This window comes from Zobellia sp. 1_MG-2023 (assembly GCF_030549125.1).
Lineage (GTDB): Bacteria > Bacteroidota > Bacteroidia > Flavobacteriales > Flavobacteriaceae > Zobellia > Zobellia russellii.
This window is the reverse complement of sequence record NZ_JAUOSY010000002.1, coordinates 190,720-211,444: the sequence shown is the minus strand read 5'-3', so window position 1 is coordinate 211,444 and position 20,725 is coordinate 190,720. Positions and strand designations below refer to the sequence as shown.

At 40.1% G+C, this 20,725-nt stretch carries 10 protein-coding genes; all 10 read left to right on the top strand.

What is annotated here, in order from left to right; genetic code table 11:
• Positions 1-108 precede the first annotated feature (108 nt).
• The gene (locus Q4597_RS04940; RefSeq protein WP_303405003.1) at positions 109-1,635 is read left to right on the top strand and encodes an arylsulfatase; all 1,527 of its coding nucleotides are present in this window, start codon (positions 109-111) and stop codon (positions 1,633-1,635) included.
• 24 nt (positions 1,636-1,659) lie between these two features.
• Complete coding sequence (locus tag Q4597_RS04935) at positions 1,660-5,055, top strand: VCBS repeat-containing protein (protein ID WP_303405001.1); 3,396 nt, start codon at positions 1,660-1,662, stop codon at positions 5,053-5,055.
• 410 nt (positions 5,056-5,465) lie between these two features.
• Positions 5,466-8,585, top strand: a complete 3,120-nt coding sequence (locus Q4597_RS04930; RefSeq protein WP_303404999.1) for a TonB-dependent receptor — start codon at positions 5,466-5,468, stop codon at positions 8,583-8,585.
• 15 nt (positions 8,586-8,600) lie between these two features.
• On the top strand, positions 8,601-10,139 hold the full coding sequence (locus Q4597_RS04925; RefSeq protein ID WP_303404997.1) for a RagB/SusD family nutrient uptake outer membrane protein: 1,539 nt from the start codon (positions 8,601-8,603) through the stop codon (positions 10,137-10,139).
• A gap of 186 nt (positions 10,140-10,325) precedes the next feature.
• Complete coding sequence (locus tag Q4597_RS04920; RefSeq protein ID WP_303404995.1) at positions 10,326-11,807, top strand: sulfatase; 1,482 nt, start codon at positions 10,326-10,328, stop codon at positions 11,805-11,807.
• A 9-nt stretch (positions 11,808-11,816) separates the two neighbouring features.
• On the top strand, positions 11,817-13,643 hold the full coding sequence (locus tag Q4597_RS04915) for a right-handed parallel beta-helix repeat-containing protein (RefSeq protein WP_303404994.1): 1,827 nt from the start codon (positions 11,817-11,819) through the stop codon (positions 13,641-13,643).
• 161 nt (positions 13,644-13,804) lie between these two features.
• Complete coding sequence (locus tag Q4597_RS04910; protein WP_303404991.1) at positions 13,805-15,688, top strand: right-handed parallel beta-helix repeat-containing protein; 1,884 nt, start codon at positions 13,805-13,807, stop codon at positions 15,686-15,688.
• Between the two features lie 31 nt (positions 15,689-15,719).
• Positions 15,720-17,816 (top strand): sulfatase-like hydrolase/transferase, encoded by a 2,097-nt coding sequence (locus Q4597_RS04905; protein WP_303404989.1) that lies wholly within the window; start codon positions 15,720-15,722, stop codon positions 17,814-17,816.
• 17 nt (positions 17,817-17,833) lie between these two features.
• Positions 17,834-19,174 (top strand): sulfatase, encoded by a 1,341-nt coding sequence (locus Q4597_RS04900; protein ID WP_303404988.1) that lies wholly within the window; start codon positions 17,834-17,836, stop codon positions 19,172-19,174.
• Between the two features lie 42 nt (positions 19,175-19,216).
• On the top strand, positions 19,217-20,689 hold the full coding sequence (locus tag Q4597_RS04895; protein WP_303404986.1) for a sulfatase: 1,473 nt from the start codon (positions 19,217-19,219) through the stop codon (positions 20,687-20,689).
• Positions 20,690-20,725 lie beyond the last annotated feature (36 nt).

Sequence of the window (20,725 nt, the reverse complement as noted above, 5' to 3'; positions counted from 1 at the left end):
TGTTGAGTTAGTTTTATCCTAAAGCCAGTTGACTATTTTGTCAACTGGCTTTTTTATATCGTTTCCATTAATTAATAGTATTTTCAATCTCCCTTTAACAGTTAACTCATGAAAATTCTAAAAAGAAGACTAGTTACGCTTACCACACTCTTGGCATTGGCGGCAACCTTCCAAACTTACGCTCAACAACCCAATATTGTAATCATCTATGCAGATGACATGGGCTATGGAGATCTACAGTGCCAGAACAAGGATTCTAAAATACCCACTCCCAATCTAAACCAACTGGCGTCGGAAGGCATTCGTTTTACTGATGCCCATAGTTCTTCGGGTATTTGCTCTCCTAGTAGGTACGCGTTACTTACAGGAACCTATCACTGGCGAAGACAGCATGATATTGTAAATTCTTTTGGCCCTCCATTTTTTAATGAATCGGATGTTACACTTCCTGAACTCCTGAAGACCAATGGCTACAAAACTGCAGCTATCGGAAAATGGCATTTAGGGTGGAATTGGAAATTCAAGAACGAACCTTCAGGCGAAGTTTTTCAGTGGAACAAAAAACGTAAGTTCTACAGACCGGAAGATATTGATTGGAGCGGACCCCTCACGGGCGGGCCGTTAGATCAAGGTTTTGACTATTATTTTGGTGATGGAACCATTAACTTTCCTCCTTACGCATGGATTGAAAACGACCAATTTATTGAACTTCCAAAAGCAGTTATGGACGTTCATAATGTAGGTTTCAATGTTAATGAAGGCGAATGGGAGTTTAGACCAGGCCCAAAAGTTAAGGGTTGGAACCCATATGAGGTACTTCCTACCCTTACCAAAAAAACAGTAGCCTACATCAACCAACAAGAAGCAGATAAACCGTTCTTCCTTTACATGGCTCTACCCTCTCCCCATGCACCAATAATCCCTAACGAAGAATTTGTTGGCAAATCTGAAGCAGGCCCATATGGCGACTATATGTTCCAAACTGATTGGGTTGCGGGTCAAGTGATGAAAGCTTTAAAAGATAAAGGGCTAGATAAAAACACTATCGTAATTTTCACTGCGGATAACGGTCCTGAAAAATATGCTTTTGAGCGCGCAGAAAAATACGAGCATTTTAGTATGGGAGATTTTAGAGGACTAAAACGTGACGTCTGGGAAGGTGGTCATCACGTGCCTTTCATCGTTAAATGGCCAGAACAAATTAAAGCTGGAACCGTTTCAAAGGAAGTCATTTCTCAAGTAGATATCATGGCTACTCTGGCAGAAATCACAAACTCTACAATTCCTGAAAATGCGGCACCGGATAGTTATAATTTACTAGACCTTCTAAAAGGTAAAAAATACAGCACTCCATTGCGGGAAGCAACCGTACACAATACATACAACGGTATTTGGGGTTTGCGAAAAGGGAAGTGGCTATACATTAACAAACCTTCTGGCGAACATTCAAAAATGCCCGATTCTTTTAAAAAGTTGAGAGGTTACAAAGATTTTGATACACCCGCCCTTTTATTCAATATGGAAAAGGATCTTGAGCAAAGAAATAATATTGTTGAAGTACACCCTGATGTTGTACAAGAAATGTCCACTATTTTAGAGACGTATCGCGAACAAGGGTATTCGGTAAAACGGTAAAAAATAGCCTCGTAAATTAAACCTATGCCTGCACTTTCTTTTGGACGTTATTCTATTTTGCCAATCACACGGTTGAAGTTATTGGCTGTGTTTGCGTTGCTATTGGTATCCTGTCAAGAAAAAGAACAACTAGGAACACAAGTTGAGAAAAACACTCTTTTCCAAGAGGTTTCCAGTGAAACTACAGGCGTAAATTTTGACAATTCCGTAAAAGCTTCCAAAACGCTAAACTTATTCTCCTACATGTACTTTTACAATGGCGGTGGGGTTGCTGCGGGCGATCTAAACGGGGATGGTCTTGATGACCTATATTTCACGGGAAATCAAGTTCAGAACAGATTATACCTCAACGCGGGAAATTTCGACTTTAAAGATATTACCGAGCAAACTGGTACTGGCGGCGATTCAAATTCATGGTACACCGGGGTTAGTCTTGCAGATGTAAATGGGGATGGCACATTGGATATTTATGTAAGTCAGATTGGAAAAATTTCAGGAGCTAACGGGCACAACCTCCTCTTTATCAACCAAGGCAATGACGAGAAAGGTATTCCAAAATTTAAAGAAAGTGCAATTGAATTTGGCCTAACAGTTAAAGGTGCAACCACGCAAACCGCATTTTTTGATTATGATTTAGATGGAGACCTAGATGCGTATATTATGACGCACTCCAATTTTAACGACGGTGTTCTCCCCCGTGCCGAAAAACGACTCATTTCCAGTCCGTATGGCGATAAGTTATTCCGAAACAATGGAGGTAAGTTTACCGATGTCACCAAAGAATCCGGTATCTATAGCAGTCCATTAGGGTTTGGATTGGGTATTAGCACGGCAGACATTAACAAAGATGGCTATCCAGATATTTATATTGGGAACGACTTCTATGAAGATGATTACCTGTACATTAATAACGGAGATGGTACATTTACGGAGGATTTAGAGTCCCGTATAAAACACACCAGTCGGTTTTCTATGGGCAATGATATTGCCGATTTGAACAATGATGCCCTACCGGATATCCTGTCTCTGGATATGCAGGCGTACGAGCCCGAAATCTTAAAAGCATCGCATGGTGAGGATTCATATGCCATTTTCAATTACAAACTATCCTTTGGGTACCAACACCAGTATGCACACAACACCTTTCAACTGAATAGAGATGGAGACCACTTTAGCGAAATAGCAAGATTATCAGGAATTGAAGCCACAGATTGGAGCTGGTCCGTTTTGGCAAGCGATTATGACCTGGACGGGCAAAAAGACCTTTTCATTACCAACGGTATTTTTAGGCGCAGTAATGATATGGATTATATGCAGTTCCTTTCAGGAAATGAGGTTCAAAAACAATTGCGTTCCGGTAATTATGACTATAGTAACGCCCTTACGGATAAAATGCCAAGTTATCCTTTGCAGAATTTCTTCTTTAAAAATAATAACAACCTTACTTTCACCAATACTTCCTCTGAATGGGGCGGCACAAAAAAAGGCTTTTCAAACGGTGCTACTTACTCAGACCTTGATAATGACGGCGACCTAGACTTGGTAATTAACAACCTTAATGCAAAAGCATCCATCTTAAAAAATACCACCATAGAGAATGACAGTTTAACCAAGGATTATTTAAAAATAAAGTTGAAAGGTCTAGCTGGAAACGATTATGGAATTGGCGCTAAGGTTATTTTAAAGAACAAAGGTCAAAAACAATATCAGGAATTATTGAATGTTCGCGGGTATCTATCATCTACCCCTCCCTATTTAAATTTTGCAGTTGGCAAAAACACTATTGTAGATACCGTCTTGGTACAATGGCCAAACAAGGAGCAAACCGTTTTAACAAATGTGAATTCAGGTCAAGTGCTGAGCATTGCCCAAGAAAATGCTTCAACCATATCATCAGAGACCAAAAAAACACCTAAATCCCTTTTTACCCTTTTAAACAATAGTGAATTAGATATTGATTATCGGCACCAAGAAAATCGGTTTTACGAATTTAATAGGGAACATTTAATTCCGCATATGAATTCCACTTGGGGACCTCCTATTGCTGTAGGAGACCTCAACAATGATGGTTTAGATGATTTTTTCGTTGGTGGGGCACTAAACCAACCTTCTAAAATCTACTTGCAGCGATTTAATGGTAAGTTTATCTCATCATCATCAAAAGCACTACAAACGGATGCAGCTTCTGAAGATACTGCAGCCAATTTTGTAGATGTTAATGGAGACGGTCATTTGGACTTAATTGTGGGTAGCGGCAGTAACCAAGAAATAAAACCAGACCCTAAAAGTCTTACCCGACTATATATAAACAATGGTAAGGGCAACTTTACAAGACAAGATAATTTTCCTGAAATCTATACAACGGTTTCAGACTTGGCAACAGCCGATTTTGACAAAGATGGAGACAATGATGTTTTTATATCCTCTCGCTCTGTACCCGGTAAATACGGTTCTTCTCCAGATTCATATCTTCTTAAAAACGATGGAAAAGGCAGTTTTTCCATGGATACATCATCACAAAAACTTTTTGAAAAATGCGGAATGGTCAATTCTGCAAAATGGGTGGATTTAAATGGTGATGATTGGCAAGACCTTGTATTGGTAGGTGAATGGATGCCTATTAAAGTGTACTACAATTCAAACGGGAGTCTTAACGAAGCTAACCCAGAGGCCAACTCCCTACAGTTTTCAAACGGTTGGTGGAACTCCCTAGCATACGGAGATTATGATAATGATGGCGACATTGATTTGGTAGCGGGCAATCTTGGACTAAACTCAAAATTAAGGGCAACGGAAAAAGAACCGGTACAAATGTACTATTCGGATTTTGACAAGAACGGTTGGCCCGAAGGAGTTACTACACATTTCATTGAAGGAAAGGAACATGTTTTCTCCTCAAAAAGCCTTCTTGAAAAACAAATGGTATATCTCCGCAAAAAATTCCCCACATATAGTGCTTTTGCCCAAGCGGACTTCAAGGCTATTTTTACACCAGAAGAGTTAAAAAATACCGAAATTTTAAAGGCTTACGAATTCAGGAGTTGTTTCATTGAAAATCTTGGAAACAAAAAATTCAAACTTAGACCGCTACCTACCCCAGCTCAATTCTCTACGGTAAATGCTATTCATACACTAGATTTTGACCAAGACGGGAGATTGGACCTATTGTTGGGAGAAAACTTCTATGATGCCAACATAGAGCTAGGACGGTACGACGCCGGCTATGGAACGCTGTTAAAAAATATGGGAAACAGTAATTTTAAAGAAACACCCATTTCTACATCAGGATTGTTACTAGATAAGCAAACCAGACACATCAAAAGCTTGGTCAGCAAAAGGTATGGAAAACTACTGATTGTATCCAACAACAATGATAGCCTTCAGTTCTATAAGGCTTCTACAGAAGAAAGATCTCATTAAGCTTATTTTTGAAACAACTAAAACAAGAGTTTTATAACTTGTTTTGTTTTAATACACCGCTCACACCTCCTACGTCTTAAAATCATAGGAATTGAAAACAATCATAACTCTCCTTGTGGCTTTCTAAAACGATATATCCCCTATAATAGACTTTAGCCCCCCCCTTTAGAATAGTATTCCTTAAGTAGATTTACTGAGAGACACAAAAAATAAACTCAGAGATACAACTACCCTATTCATTACCATACATTTGACATTTTCACATAAATTTAACTTTTTATTATACAATAATTAACAAAGAGCCTCGGAATTTGTTTATTCCGCAAAAACTTACAAGGCTCAAAATTTAAACCAAACCAACCACCTCTTTAATTATCAACACTCAGAAAATCAAACTAAAAGAATTTCTTATGAAGAAAAATCAACTATTCATTAACTGGAAACATACGCTAAAAATAAGCGTAACGTTCTTGATGCTGTTCTTTGTAACATCAATTATTCAAGCACAGAATACTACCGTAAACGGTACGGTCGTTGATCAAAGCGGAGTACCATTACCAGGAGCAAATATTCTGGAGAAGGGAACATCAAATGGGGTTACCGCGGACTTTGACGGAAAATTCTCGATAAATCTTAAAAAACCAGATGCGGTATTGACCGTCTCATACATTGGTTTCTCTACACTACAAGTTACCGCGAAAGGAAATAGCTCCTTAAAAGTGGTAATGCAAGAAAATGCCGCAGGGTTAGATGAAGTTGTAGTAGTAGGTTATGGTACCCAAAAGAAAAGCGATTTAACAGGATCGGTAGGGTCTATATCCTCAAAAGACCTACTAAAGGCGCCCATTGTTAAAATTGGGGCAGGGTTACAGGGAAAAATCAGTGGAGTAAATATTCAGCAAACAACCGGTGCTCCCGGACAAAAAATGAAAATACGTATACGGGGAGGAAGCTCTATAAATTATGGAAATGAACCCCTATATGTAATAGATGGCTTCATTGGCGCCGACATTTCAACTATAAACCCGAACGACATTGCTACCATCAACTTTCTAAAAGATGCCTCCGCAACAGCTGTTTACGGATCCAGAGGTGCGAACGGCGTGGTACTGATTACTACAGTTGCCCCTAAAGAGGGCCCATTAAAAGTTACTTTTGATACAAATATCGCAATGAGTTCTATGGTAAATCAATACGATATTTTACCAATAGATGAAATGGCGGAACTAATGAACGAACAACAAGCCTCATTAGACAAACCTGCGTTCTTTTCACCTGCGGACATAGCTGGTTTCCGATCCAGAGGTGGAACGGATTGGGTAGATCTTATTACGCGCCAAGGATATAGACAAAACTATTCCCTGAATCTTACAGGAGGGTCCGAAAAGCTAAAATATTTTTTCTCTGCCAATCACTTAAATGATGAGGGAGTCATAAAAAATTCATTTTATAGAAGAACCTCTATTCGTTCCAATATCTCAGGAAACATTGGTGAACGCATTCAATTTAAATTTAACACATACGGAACGCACATAGAATCACAAGCTAATGGAAGGGGTACGGGAGGTACCGGAAACCCAATTGGTAACGCTGTAATCTTCCCTCAAATGTGGGCGTCACGTGACGCGAACGGCGAGTTTATAGATGGAACAACCTATAACAGCTATAATGGTGCTTTTCTTGTAGGAAGACTAGTAAATCCAGAGATGCAGGTAAGGCAAAACCAAGAAAACCTAAATGATAAAATCACGTCTAACATTGATTTGAACATTGATCTTGCCAACCATTTAACATTATCCTTAAGCGCAGCCGGAAGCCTTTCTATGAACTATCGTGGGCAAAGAACCCTGCCTGACTTTATTAATATAAATAGAGATAATGTTACCGCCCAACAAGCATATAACAGGGGCAATAGCTGGTTGGCCAACAGTATTCTTACTTATGAAAATGATTTTGGAGAGCACAACCTTAAAATATCGGGCGTTTATGAATTTTCAAAATCGGTAAACCGTAACAATACAGCCACCGTAGGTAGTCTATCAACACTGGCCAATGAATGGCACCTTTTGGCCAACGGTACGCCATCGTCCATTAATTCAGGTTATGGTACCGGTAAATTACGCTCTTATATGGGTCGTTTAAATTATAGCTTTAAAGACAGATATTTGCTTACGGCCTCTATGCGTGCAGATGGATCATCTAGATTTAATTCGGATAACAGATGGGGCTACTTCCCCTCTGCCGCTTTTGCATGGAGAGCCTCCGAAGAAAATTTTATTCAAAATTCCAGTTGGTTGAGCAACTTAAAATTTAGAGTAGGTTTTGGAGCAGTTGGTAACCAAGCCGTAGGTTATGGAACCATCCAACAAACATTTGCTGCATCCGATAGCGGTGATGGGCGTAATTATGGATGGTACCAATTAGACAATGGAGAATCCGTACAAGGTGTTGTTCCGGGGTCTATTACAGATAATAATCTAAAATGGGAAACGACAACTTCTTATAATGCGGGTATAGATTTTGGTATCTTAGACAACAAGCTATCCGGTACGGTAGATGTCTATTCCAAAAAAGCTACAGATGTTATCATTGCCAAGTCAATTCCCAGATACACCGGTCAATCTGCTATTACAGATAATTTTGCTGACATAGATAACAACGGTGTTGAAATAGGCCTTAACTGGAATATCATGAACAAAGATGATTTCCAATGGACCGCATATGCCAACTTCACGAAAAACAAAAATATCATTCAGGACTTAGGTGAATCCGGCGGTGAACCTGTGGAAGAAATTTTCATAGCCAATGAAGAACCTATAGGTATCTGGAGCTTAGTTGGAGGTAACAATAAATTTATTGTAAGGAAAGGTGAGTCTATGGGGGCGCTATTTGGTCTGAAAGCTACTGGAATCTGGCAAGAAAATGAAGCCGCAGAAGCAGATTCTTATAATTCTAGACCGGGTGAAGTTAAATATGAGGATGTAGATGGTGATGGAGTGATATCTGCAGAAGATAGACAAATAATTGGTAGTGCCGCTCCAGATTTCACCTACGGATTAGGTACCAGCATGGCTTACAAAGGTTTTGACCTTTCAATTCAGTGTATAGGAAGTGTAGGTAACGACATCTATAATTGGACGGACAACAGATTGAACTATGGTATTCTCTCTACCGATTATAGAGACAGATGGTCTCCTACCAACACTTCTTCTACACAACAGGTTATGCCGTATGGAACGGATTACTCCCTAACCTATGTGGTAAGCCAATATGTAGAAAAAGGGTCGTTCTTTAAAATCAGTAATATGACACTTGGGTATAACATTCCAGACAATACTACAGATGCCTTAGGAATAAGCAGTTTAAGACTATACGCGAGTGCAGATAACGTTCTTACCATTACAGACTATTCCGGTCTAGATCCCGAAGGCTCTAGTACGGCATTATCCAGTGATTCCCAATCAGGTATTGATGCCTTTTCATACCCCCTAACAAGAACAATTTCTCTTGGCCTTAAAGTAAGCTTTTAATCAAAAAAGAAAAAAATGAAACGAATACATACCATATATAAAACACTTGTTGCAGCTGCAATTCTACTAGGATTGGCGAGTTGTGAAAAATTAGATGAAGGATCCGATGGAGTAGTTGCCTCCGCCACATTTTATTCGGATGAAAATACTTTAGACGCCGGTATAATAGGCATCTACGGAACCTTACGTAGAAACACCTGGGGATTGGACAACTATTCCCATTTTTCAGGAGCAGACGACTTAACTTCAAGGCTGGGCAGCAATAAGTGGGTTGTACTAGAATCAGATCAATTTGCAAAGACTGCAGGTAATTCTTGGGCCACCAATGATTACAATGGCAATTACCAAGCTATACTTGCCTGCAATAGCTACATTGCCGATGCCCACCCGGAAGACGTGGAAGAAGCGGTCTTAAATGCAGCCCATGCCAATGCCTATTTCATAAGAGGCTTATGCTATTTTAGGCTTGCAACAAGCTTTGGCGATGTACCCATGCCACTTGACCCTATTCCGGACCTGGAACTTTCCTTAACTCCTAAAAGAGAGGTTATGGCTCAAGTAATTAAAGATTTAGAATTTGCGGTAAAGTGGGCCGTTAATGATAGAGACTCCAACCCTATGGTATCTAATGGTAGAGTGTCAAAAACTGCAGCAAAGGCCTTCTTGGCAAAAACATATATGCAATTAACCGGTTACCCTTACAATGAAACGGATAAATGGGAACGAGTTAAGGAGTTAACAGGCGAAATTATAAGTGATGGTGTTTATTCTTTAACAGATGATTTTGCCCACAGTTTCCAAGACCCGCACCAAATTAACAAAGAGGTTATTTTTGCCCACATAATGTCACGGGAATCGTGGCCAATAATCACTCAAAACAGGGTGTATGGCTTTAGGTGGGCCAATTGGATGGATTTATACATGGAATGGACCTATTTCAATAATTTCCCTGAAGGCTATAGAAAAGAATTTTCTACCGCCACTGAAGGAAATCAATTCTTTGACGAATTTCAAAATCCTGTTGTTACTAAATATACTTGGGGCACAAGAGCTCCTAATTCTACGGACCCCGTTGATCATGTTTTTGAACACACATGGCAAACTTCTAATGACCGTATTGCAATGCGCTACGCCGAAGTTTTACTCATGCACGCCGAAGCTTCTGCAAATTTAGGAGATTTGGACACCGCACTGGAAGAATTGAACATGGTGAAAAGAAGAGCTTATGCCAAAGGAGCCACCAAACAAGCTGAAGTTGCTTCTTTAGAGCCAGGCTTTTGGATGACTGCTGACCCAGAAATTGATTATACATTGGCCGAACTTTCAACACCTGAATTAATGATCGATGCCATCGTTAATGAAAGAGCCTATGAATTTTTGGGAGAAATTAGTGGTAATCGTTGGTTAGATCTGGTTCGTTTGGAAAAAGTTGCCGAAGCAAATGCAGGTCGTGATTCAAGAGAAGTTCCTTTAATAGGAGATCCATCAGATAAAAACCTATGGTTTACTCCTATTCCAGCTACAGAAACCACACTGAACCCCAACCTTAATTAAGGTCACAAAAAAACTAAATTAGTTGAGTTAGTTTGTTGGGCTGTTCTTTTACCGGGGCAGCCCTTTTTTTTAACAAAAACGTATTTTGTACTAACAAATACATTTCGTGAACTGCAAGGCACACAGCTTTATGAAATAAAACCATTCTTTGTATCTCATTATGCAAAAAACCGAAAAGTAATCCGCATGAAAACGATTTTAAAGTATAGTTTCTCCATTTTACTTGTTTTAATTACCCTTACAAGCTGCTCCAACGAGCGAAAAAAAAACAAAGAAAAGGAAAGCGCCCAGGTTAGTAATTCCCCAAACATTATTCTATTCGTTTCTGATGATCACGGCACCGATGCTATTGGCGCCTATGGGAACGAAGTAATCAAAACACCTAACTTGGACCAACTTGCCGCAGAAGGTGTACGTTTTGATAATGCCTATTGTACCAGCGCCAGCTGCGCCGCTAGTAGGTCCGTTATACTTACCGGTCTTTACGGACATGCTACAGGATCTTATGGACACGTTCATGATTATCATCATTTTAGCAGTTACGATAACATAAAATCTCTCCCCGTTCTTCTTGAAAACTCTGGTTATGAAACGGCAAGAATTGGTAAATACCATGTTGCACCGGAATCTGTCTATCATTTTCAAAAGGTCCTGGAAGCCAATCCCAGAAATACTGTTGAAATGGCCGAACAATGTAAAGAAGTGCTTAATTCAGATAAACCATTCTTTCTTTATTTCTGTACGGACGATCCACACCGTGGGGCTCCTTTTGAGTCGGACCCTTGGAACGTACCAAATAGTTTCGGGAACAAGAAAGAAGGTTATGAAGGAGTTGAAACAATTACCTATGACCCAAAAGATGTTGTAGTTCCAAGTTTCCTTCCAGACAGCAAAGAGAGTCGTGAGGAAATAGCCCAATATTACCAAAGTGTATCTAGAATAGACCAAGGCTTTGGTAAACTCATGAAAATGCTAAAAGATACGGGCAAGGATAAAAACACCATCGTCATTTATATTTCGGATAACGGAATGGCCTTCCCCGGTGCCAAGACTACGGTTTATGAGCCAGGCATTAAACTCCCATGTATCATAAAAGACCCTTTGTCCGATGTAAAAGGTGGCTCCGTAAACAATGCCCTTATTTCATGGACAGACCTTACCCCTACTATTTTGGACATGGCGGAAATCTCCTATGATTCCAATGATTTTCATGGCAAATCGTTCAAGAAAATAATGAGCCAAGAAAACCCAAAAGGATGGGATGAAGTTTATGCTTCGCATACCTTTCATGAAATTACAATGTATTACCCTATGCGAGTCGTAAGGGATAAAAACTACAAGCTTATTCGGAATATCGCATGGCGACAAGAATACCCCTTTGCTTCGGACCTTTGGGCGGCATCTACATGGCAAGAGGTATACCGAAACGAAAAAGAATACTACGGACAACGCAAGGTTAAAGATTACCTCTTCAGGCCTGAGTTTGAGTTGTTCGACCTATCAAAAGACCCGGAAGAAAGCATCAATTTGGCCACCGACCCAAACTACGCCAATGTGCTAGAGGCCCTAAAGACCAAAATGAAAACTTTCCAAAAAGAGACCAAAGACCCATGGCTCATTACTTGGGACCATGATAATTCGCTTCAAGGCACCGGTGTAAACCTCTAAAAAATACATATGACTCACTTTAAATCTATAAAAACACTATACCTGAGCACTATTTTGTGTTTAGCCATGTATATATTATCTGCACAGCAGACCATTCATATTCAAGCCCAGGCCGAAGACATGACGCCTTTGGTCCGCAAAGCACTAGAGAATGCAACGGACAAAAACCTGACTTTGATTTTTGATAAAGGCATTTATAAATTTTTACCGGATTACGCCACTCAGCGCTATTCCTATATCACCAATCATGGTAATGGACTCAAGAACATCATTTTCTTATTGGAAGATTTTGATTCCGTTACCATAGAAGGTAATGGTGCCGAATTTATTTTTCATGGTCAGGTTGCCCCTTTTCAAATTAAAAATTGCAAAAAACTCACGGTTAAAAACCTAAAAATGGATTGGGATATCCCATTCTTATTTCAAGGTGAAGTTCTTGCTGTTAATGAAACCGAAGGCTGGCGGGACATTAAACCTTTTACCGAAGGTTTTTCATGGGAACTAAAGAAAGAACGCATTTTGTTCCCCAACATAGATGGCTTTACTTTTCCCGAATTGGGAAGCACCCTTGCCTTTGATGCGCAACATAAGCGGGTGGCCCATGGTGCATGGGATATGAGCAGTAGACCGCGTTGGGTAGAAAAACGCCCCAATGGCGTCCTACGTTTTCATGAACATTTAAAACAATACCCGGGTGTAGGCTCAATTCTAAACTCAAAGGGAGACCATGACCACAACCGTTATGCCCCTGCTTTTCAAATTACGTCTTCCAAAGATGTTCATTTGGAAGATATAACTATTCACCACGCATTGGGAATGGGTTTTCTTTTTGAACGAACTGAAAATATTACCATTAGCAATTCCGGTATTTATGTACGTAAAGGTTCGGACCGGGTAGTTTCTACCATTGCAGATGCTACGCATTTTGCCAATTGCAAAGGTGACATTCTCATTGAGGACTCCACCTTTAAACATATGTTAGATGATGGTACCAACGTACATGGCACCTATGTAGTTGTAGATAAGGTTTTGGATGATCATACCGTTCGCGTATCCCTTCAACATTTTGAACAAATGGGTTTTGAATTTGCTGCTTCGGGCGATGAAATCTGGTTCATTCAGCAGCCCAGCCCTAAAAGAGCCTCAGAAAATACGGTAGCCAGTGTTTCGGTCGTTAACGATAAATATTCGGACATCCGCTTTAAAAATAAACTTCCAGATAATTTAGCCGAAGGCGATATCCTAGAAAACAAAACATGGAACCCCACTTTTACAATGCGTGGTTGTACTATAAAAGACCATAGAGCAAGGAATATAGTCCTGAAAACACCCTTAAAAACAGTTATAGAAAACAACAATTTTTCTTCTATGATGTCCTCCATATTCTTTAGGGGGGAAACTTATTTTTGGTTTGAATCGGGTGCGGTAGAAGATGTCCTGATCCAGAATAACAATTTTGACCATTGTGCCTATAGCGGAATGGAACATGCCATTTTAAACATAACACCTCGTCTAGGAAAGATTTTTGACCAGACCCAAACATATGACCGTAACATCCGCTTCATTAACAACACCATCAAAACTTTTGATAATAGGATTGTATGGGCAGACCGGGTAGACGGACTCACTATTTACGATAACGTAATTGAACAAATGTCCGGTTCCGCTCCGCTATATCCAAACGCACATCAATTCGATTTTAAGAATTGTGACCATGTTGAGATTTACAACAACACCTACACAGGAGAAACGGAGAAGGTGCTTTCATCAGATGAATCATCCGCCAAAAACTTAAAATTTAAGCGAAACAAAGGGTTTGCAAAATACAAGAAATAGTAATGTTCATTCTTGTAAAACCTTAATCTATAACTGGATTTAGGCCTATAAACAGGGACTTGAATGACCAAAGACATAATATTTACCCCTAAAGACAAAGAAAACACGCTAAGCCTATAATTTGGCCTAGAACAAACACTTTTATTAAATACGAGAAACCTATGCCGAAAATTATAGCCCGTTGTTCCGTTTTTATACTTGCCTTGATTTCCACAAATATTTATGCTCAAAATACCGTTGGTGAGCAAGTGCTTTTCAATACATCTATTTCTGATGATGCCACACCAGCAGTATTGGCCCGCATACTGCATGCGGATAAAGAGCCCATTTCAGAAATAAAATTTGAAAAAGGAACCTATCATTTTTATCCGGATAAGGCATACGAGCGCTTTACCCGTATTTCTAACCATGATGATGTTATGGCCAAAACGGCCTTACCTCTTCTTGGTTTTAAAGAGCTGATTATAGACGGCCAAGGTTCTACCTTTATTTACCATGGCAGAATGATTCCTTTTCTGATTGAAGGTTCGCAAAATATCACGGTACAGAACGTAACTATAGATTGGGCCATGCCCTTCCATAGCGAAGGAACCATTGTGGCCAACGATGAAAAAAACAACACTTTTGATGTTCAATTTTCAGATGAGTACCCTTATGAAATCAGGAACGAGCAACTAATTTTCCTAAAGGAATACTATGAGCATGATCTTGGACAATCTATTCTCTACGACCCCAAAAGGCAAGCAATTGCTTTTGACACTGAATCGTATACGTCCATTACCACTGTTCGAAACTCAAAAGTGCAGCACAACTTCGATAAAATAAAATACAAATACAAAGTAGACCCACGTTCCAAAGTAGAAAAAGTTAGAGGCAAGGAAAACAATTTAAAGGTTGAAGAAATAAAGCCGGGAACCGTTAGGATTTATAACCATAAGAAAAAATTACCTCCCGTAGGTATGATTATGGTCTGCAAGGGAGACCAAAGCTTAAATCGTTTGGCCCCGGCATTTAGAATAACCGGCACAGACGGTTTCAACGCCAACAATGTTACCGTACACCACGCTGGTGGTATGGGCCTGATTGCCGAAAATTCTTCCGATCTTATTTTAGATGGCTTTCATGTAAAACCCTCTCACGGCAGAATGGTTTCTACATCTGCAGATGCCACACATTTTGTAGGTTGCCGCGGTAAGGTTGTCCTTAAAAATTGTACGTTCAACAATCAATTGGATGATGCCACTAATGTTCACGGTACCTACCAAGAGGTAATAGATATTTTAGGTGATAACAGCATTGGTGTGCGTATGGGCCATGCACAACAACAAGGCTTTGCCATAGGAAAGAAAAACGATACCATTGGGTTGGTAGATCTTCAAAAATCATTTTTTGGTTACGATCATCTTACGCTAAAAAGCATTACCCCTATAAATGGGCGGTACCAGATTATTACATTCAATGAAAACATACCTCCTACTTTAAAGACTGGCGACCTCATCGAAAATTTAGAAGGCTACCCGGATTTAGTGGTACAGAACTGTAATATTAGCCGAAATAGGGCTCGTGGCCTCTTGATATCCAATCCTAAAAACACCTTAATAGAGAATAATTTTTTCAGTACAGAAATGGAAGCTATCTTAGTTCCTGTTGAGAGCAGCCATTGGTTTGAATCGGGCAACGCTGCCAATCTCACTATTAGAAACAACACGTTTCAGGACAACCAGCATAGCGGATTTGATAGAGGTGTAATCCGTTTTGTTACAGATGACGACAATGACAACATCGCCTTTAAAAATATTCGGATAATTGATAACGAATTTAATCAGTTTGATAATATGATATTGGAAATTTCCAATGTAGACGGACTATTATTTGAGGGAAATACCATTACCAATTCAGGAACTTTTCCAATGTTGCACTCAGATAATCCCGCCATTAAAGTAAAAGCGTCAAAAAATATAGTTTTTAAAAAAAACCGATATAAAGGAAAGGCCGAAAATATTTTAGAGACCGATGATACTATGTCCAAACTAAAATTCCGTTAACCAAACACTTTAGTAAACCATAAAACATTCCATGGTACATTCAAGAGTTACCTTACGATTTTTAACACTACTTCTTTTTAGCATGGGTTATTCTTCCTTTGCACAAGAAGCTAAATCGATAAAAAAACCGAATATCATCTATATTCTCACGGATGATTTGGGGTATGGAGACATTGGAGCGTTCTTTCAAAACCAAAGAAAAGAAACAAATGATCGTAGCGAGCCTTATGCATTAACCCCACAATTGGACAAAATGGCATCTGAAGGGGTTATGCTTACCAATCATTATACGGCAGCTCCGGTATGCGCACCATCACGATCGTCTGTACTATTGGGGGTTAGCCAAGGGCATGCCAATGTCCGCGATGGCCAGTTTGATAAGGCTTTGGCAGATAACCACACACTGGGCAACGTATTGCAAAAAGCAGGCTACAAAACGGCGGCAATTGGTAAATGGGGCCTACAAGGTTCAAATAGATGGTCGGAAAACGGAGATTCTTGGCCCGCACACCCCAACAACAGAGGTTTTGATTATTACTATGGCTATATACGGCATAGAGATGGTCATGAACATTATCCCGTTGAAGGTGTGTATCGCGGAAAAAAGGAAGTCTACGAAAACAAAAATGAGGTAAGTAAAGGACTGGACAAGTGTTATACGGGCGATTTATGGACGGCCGTTGCCAAAAAATGGATCGTAGAACAGGTAAAGGGAAAAGAAAACGAGCAACCATTCTTTATGTACCTAGCTTTTGACACGCCACATGCCGTTCTTGAATTACCCACACAGGCCTATCCAGAAGGAGGCGGGTTACACGGTGGGTTACAATGGTTAGGAAAACCGGGGAACATGATAAATACGGCTTCGGGCAAAGTAGATTCATACATTCATCCTGACTATGCCAATGTTACTTACGACCATGATAAAAACCCAAGTACGCCAGAGGTGGCTTGGCCGGACGTATACAAACGTTATGCTACTAGCACCCGTAGAATAGACAGTGAGGTAGGCGATTTATTACAATTGCTAAAAGACCTTAATATTGATGAAAACACTTTAGTGGTTTTTAATTCGGATAATGGCCCTTCTATGGAGTCTTATTTAGAAGAAGAATATGCCGCCGATTTTTTTAACAGTTTTGGACCTTTTGACGGTATCAAAAGAGATGTGCTTGAAGGTGGGGAACGTACTCCTTTAATTGCGCGTTGGCCCACTAAAATTCCGGCTGACCGGGTTATAAAGTCTCCGAGCATTGCCTATGACTGGCTCCCAACGTTTACTGAAGCTGCGGGTTATACTGCACCCGTAAATAGTGATGGAGTTTCTCTACTGCCTATTTTAACCGGAAACGGAAAGCAACAAGAAAGCCTTATTTATGTAGAGTACAACCAAAGTGGAAAAACACCGGAATACGAAGAATTTGCACCCAACAATCGCGGCAGAGTGCGAAAACAGATGCAAATGATGCGTGAGGGAGATATTGTTGGCCTACGCTACAACATTCAAAGTGCGGATGACGATTTTGAATTCTACAATATTGTTGAGGACACGCACCAAACCCTAAACTTGGCCACTCTACCAAATATGGAGACACTACAAGTACAGATGAAAGAACGAGTGCTTCAAGTACGCATGCCCGATACGAATGCTGCAAGACCTTATGACAACGCTGCAGTTCCTGCTGTTTCATTACATAATCCAAACAGCGGATTGAATTGGAGCGCATTCAAAAACAATGCACCTTGGCTACCTAAAGTGGATGGTTTAACCCCTGTAGCAAGTGGCAAAATAGGCACACCTAATGTGGCTCAAGTAAAAGAGAAAGGCGATGTTTTTCTATTTGAAGGTTTTATTCAAATCCCTACGGAAGGCAGTTATACCTTCTTTTTAAAGTCTTCCAACAGTACGTTTGTCCGCATTCATGAAGCGAGTGTTATTGATGCCGATTACGGTTATGAAACGGGTTCCGAGAAAAAAGGCACAATGAACTTAAAACCGGGATACCACCCTATACGCATATATTATAAAAAGAAACCCGGAGCAACACCTAAACTTGACTTACGATGGAGCGGTCCTACAATTGAAAAAAGCACAATTCCCGAATCGGCATTTTTCGTGGTTAACTAAAAAAGAGAGATAGTCAAATGAAAAATATTATTCTTTTAGCAATAATTCTAATCGGCTTAGGTAAAGGCTTGGCCCAGGAAAAGCCTAACATTGTTTTGCTCTTTGTAGATGATTATGGCTGGGCCGATGTTGGTTTTAGGAATTCCAAATTCCACACACCAAATATTGACCACCTTAAAAAAGACGGATTCAACTTTAACCGTGCTTATATTGCCACACCTACCTGTAGTCCTAGCAGGGCTTCGCTACTGACCGGGAAAGAACCGGTACGTTTTCAAATGGTACGCCATATTATTGATGGCAAGGAAAAGGCCGCTAAAAATAATATGCCCGGAGGAAAGTTCAACTTATGGCCTACAGACCCCGTACAAATGCCCTCCAGAAATTGGTTGCCGTTGGAGGAAGTTACCTATGCAGAGCGGCTAAAAGAATTTGGCTATTACAATATGTTCATTGGCAAATGGCATTTAGGTAGTGAAAAATACCATCCGGTACATCAAGGATTTGATGCCCAATATGGCACAGGAGACCATGGACATCCCGGAAATTATTATGCGCCGTTCTTTAAAACAGGAAATCCATTACCTGATTTTCCGGAAGGCACTTATTTAACCGATGTACTAACAGAAGGTGCGGAAAAATTTATTACGGAATATGATAAAGAGCAACCCTTTATGCTATCGCTCTGGTACTATAATGTACACGGGCCACATATTGGCCGTACGGACTGGGTAGAACGCTATAAAAAAGAAGGTTTAACAGGCAAAGACGCAGAATATGCTGCCATGGTAAGTGCAATGGACGAATCCGTAGGGAAAGTTAGAAAAGCAATCGATAAAAAAGGCATAGCTAAGAACACGGTAGTCATCCTTCTATCCGACCAAGGAGGTTATTTTAGTAACGCTCCGTTATCCGGAGGAAAAACAGGTGGTAACACTTTAGGCGAGGGTGGTGCCCGAGTTCCGTTCATTATTTCTTACCCGGGAGTTACTATGCCGGGCATTTCATGTGATGTTCCCGTGCAATCTATTGATGTGTTTCCTACTCTGGTTGAGATAGCTTCAGGTAAAAAATCCAAGAATAAGAACATTCAAGGAAAAAGTTTGATGCCTTTGCTCCAGGGCAAGGAATTCAAAAAACGCAACCTGTTTTTCTTCCGTAGTTATGAAGATCAATACACTGCTATAATGAACGGAGATTGGAAAATGGTAAAATACCACAGTGGCAGACATGACTTATTCAATATAAAAGAGGATCAAAGCGAATCTAAAAACCTCATCAATATAGAAGTTGATCAAGCAAAAAAAATGAAGAAACAGTTAGAAAAATGGGAAAAAGAAGCTGTTCCCGAGTTTTAACCGTTCATCTCTGAAGGCCTGTATAAAATGAAAATTGAATCAATGAATAAAATAATAACGACTGGTATTTATTTGCTATTTACCTGTTTAACTTTTGCTCAAGAAAGACCGAATATTATTTGGCTCATGGCCGAAGATATGAGCATTGACTTAGAGTGCTACGGTATGAAAGGTGTTAAAACACCCCATCTGAACAAGATGGCGCAAGAAGGCGCTAAATTTGAAAATTGCTTTGTAACCAACCCCATTTGCTCGCCCAGTCGTTCTGCAATGCTAACGGGTACACACCAAGTAAAAATAAACGCGCACCATCACCGAAGCAATAGAGACGTTCCATTGGATGAGCGGTTTAAACCTTTTACCTATTGGTTAAGAGAAGCCGGTTACACAACTATTTTAGGCCACCATGGTGTAATGGGAAAAGGGCGCAAAATAGATGCTAATTTTAAACATGAACCCATTGGTCCTTGGGACGGAAAAACTCAGTTCGGAATTTTTGATAAGTACGATACTTTTGAGAAAGAAGACCAACCGTTTTTTGCCCAGATACAATTGGTAGCTAGTCATAGAGGTGATTGGTGGGATGAGGTTCGTGAAAACTCAAAACACCCTGTAGACCCTTCAAACGTAGAATTGCCCGAATTTATGGCCGACGACCCAATCATTCGTTTGGATTGGGCCAAGTATTTGGACCAAATTGAGTTTTTGGACAATGAAGTAGGCATGATTTTTAAAGAATTGGAAGACAAAGGAATGGCCGATAATACCGTTGTTATTTTTATAGGCGACAATGGCCGTTGTAATATTCGTGGAAAAGGGTATTTACAAGACCCGGGCTTGCACATTCCACTGCTCGTCTATTACCCCAAAGATATAAAGGCCGGTCAAGTTAGAAAAGATGTGGTTTCTGCTACGGATATAACCGCAACCGTATTGGATTTTGCCCAAGTAGACATTCCCGAATACATGACCGGGAAACCTATATTCGATTCTAATTTTAAACGTGAGTTTGTCTACGGAGCACGTGATCTTTGGGACGAGGTAGAAGAAAAATCCCGCGCCATTACCTCGGGAGAATGGAAATATATTAGAAATGACAAACCCGAAGTTCCCTTTGACGCAGGACAGGCGTATTTAGAATTTTATCGCCCTGCCGTGCACCGAATGCGCGCCCTAAAGGCCGAAGGTAAATTAAACGAAAGCCAAAAGCTGTTCTTTGCCCCTAATAAGGACAAAGAAGAGTTATACCATCTAACTACCGACCCTCAGGAGCTCCACAATTTGGCAAAAGACCCAAAATATGCAGATATGTTGCAGATAATGCGAGCCAAGACCGAGGCCTATGATATAGAAATGAAACCCGTAAACACCATATACCATCCTGAGCATGCTATTTCTGTGGATGCCCTAAAATGGGTAAAAGAAGAGCGGCCCGAAGATTACCAAAGAATGTTAGATGGAGAAGAAATTGGCTTTAAAAAAGCCGTTCAAGGATACAAAGAAAGTTTAAGATAGTTGTGTTAGTTAGTTTGTTTTAAGTCTCCGGATTAC

Bases quoted from the DNA above. Each gene is read 5' to 3' on its own strand.
- Q4597_RS04940 (WP_303405003.1), top strand. From the start codon at position 109: ATGAAAATTCTAAAAAGAAGACTAGTTACGCTTACCACACTCTTGGCA.
- Q4597_RS04935 (WP_303405001.1), top strand. From the start codon at position 1,660: ATGCCTGCACTTTCTTTTGGACGTTATTCTATTTTGCCAATCACACGG.
- Q4597_RS04930 (WP_303404999.1), top strand. From the start codon at position 5,466: ATGAAGAAAAATCAACTATTCATTAACTGGAAACATACGCTAAAAATA.
- Q4597_RS04925 (WP_303404997.1), top strand. From the start codon at position 8,601: ATGAAACGAATACATACCATATATAAAACACTTGTTGCAGCTGCAATT.
- Q4597_RS04920 (WP_303404995.1), top strand. From the start codon at position 10,326: ATGAAAACGATTTTAAAGTATAGTTTCTCCATTTTACTTGTTTTAATT.
- Q4597_RS04915 (WP_303404994.1), top strand. From the start codon at position 11,817: ATGACTCACTTTAAATCTATAAAAACACTATACCTGAGCACTATTTTG.
- Q4597_RS04910 (WP_303404991.1), top strand. From the start codon at position 13,805: ATGCCGAAAATTATAGCCCGTTGTTCCGTTTTTATACTTGCCTTGATT.
- Q4597_RS04905 (WP_303404989.1), top strand. From the start codon at position 15,720: ATGGTACATTCAAGAGTTACCTTACGATTTTTAACACTACTTCTTTTT.
- Q4597_RS04900 (WP_303404988.1), top strand. From the start codon at position 17,834: ATGAAAAATATTATTCTTTTAGCAATAATTCTAATCGGCTTAGGTAAA.
- Q4597_RS04895 (WP_303404986.1), top strand. From the start codon at position 19,217: ATGAATAAAATAATAACGACTGGTATTTATTTGCTATTTACCTGTTTA.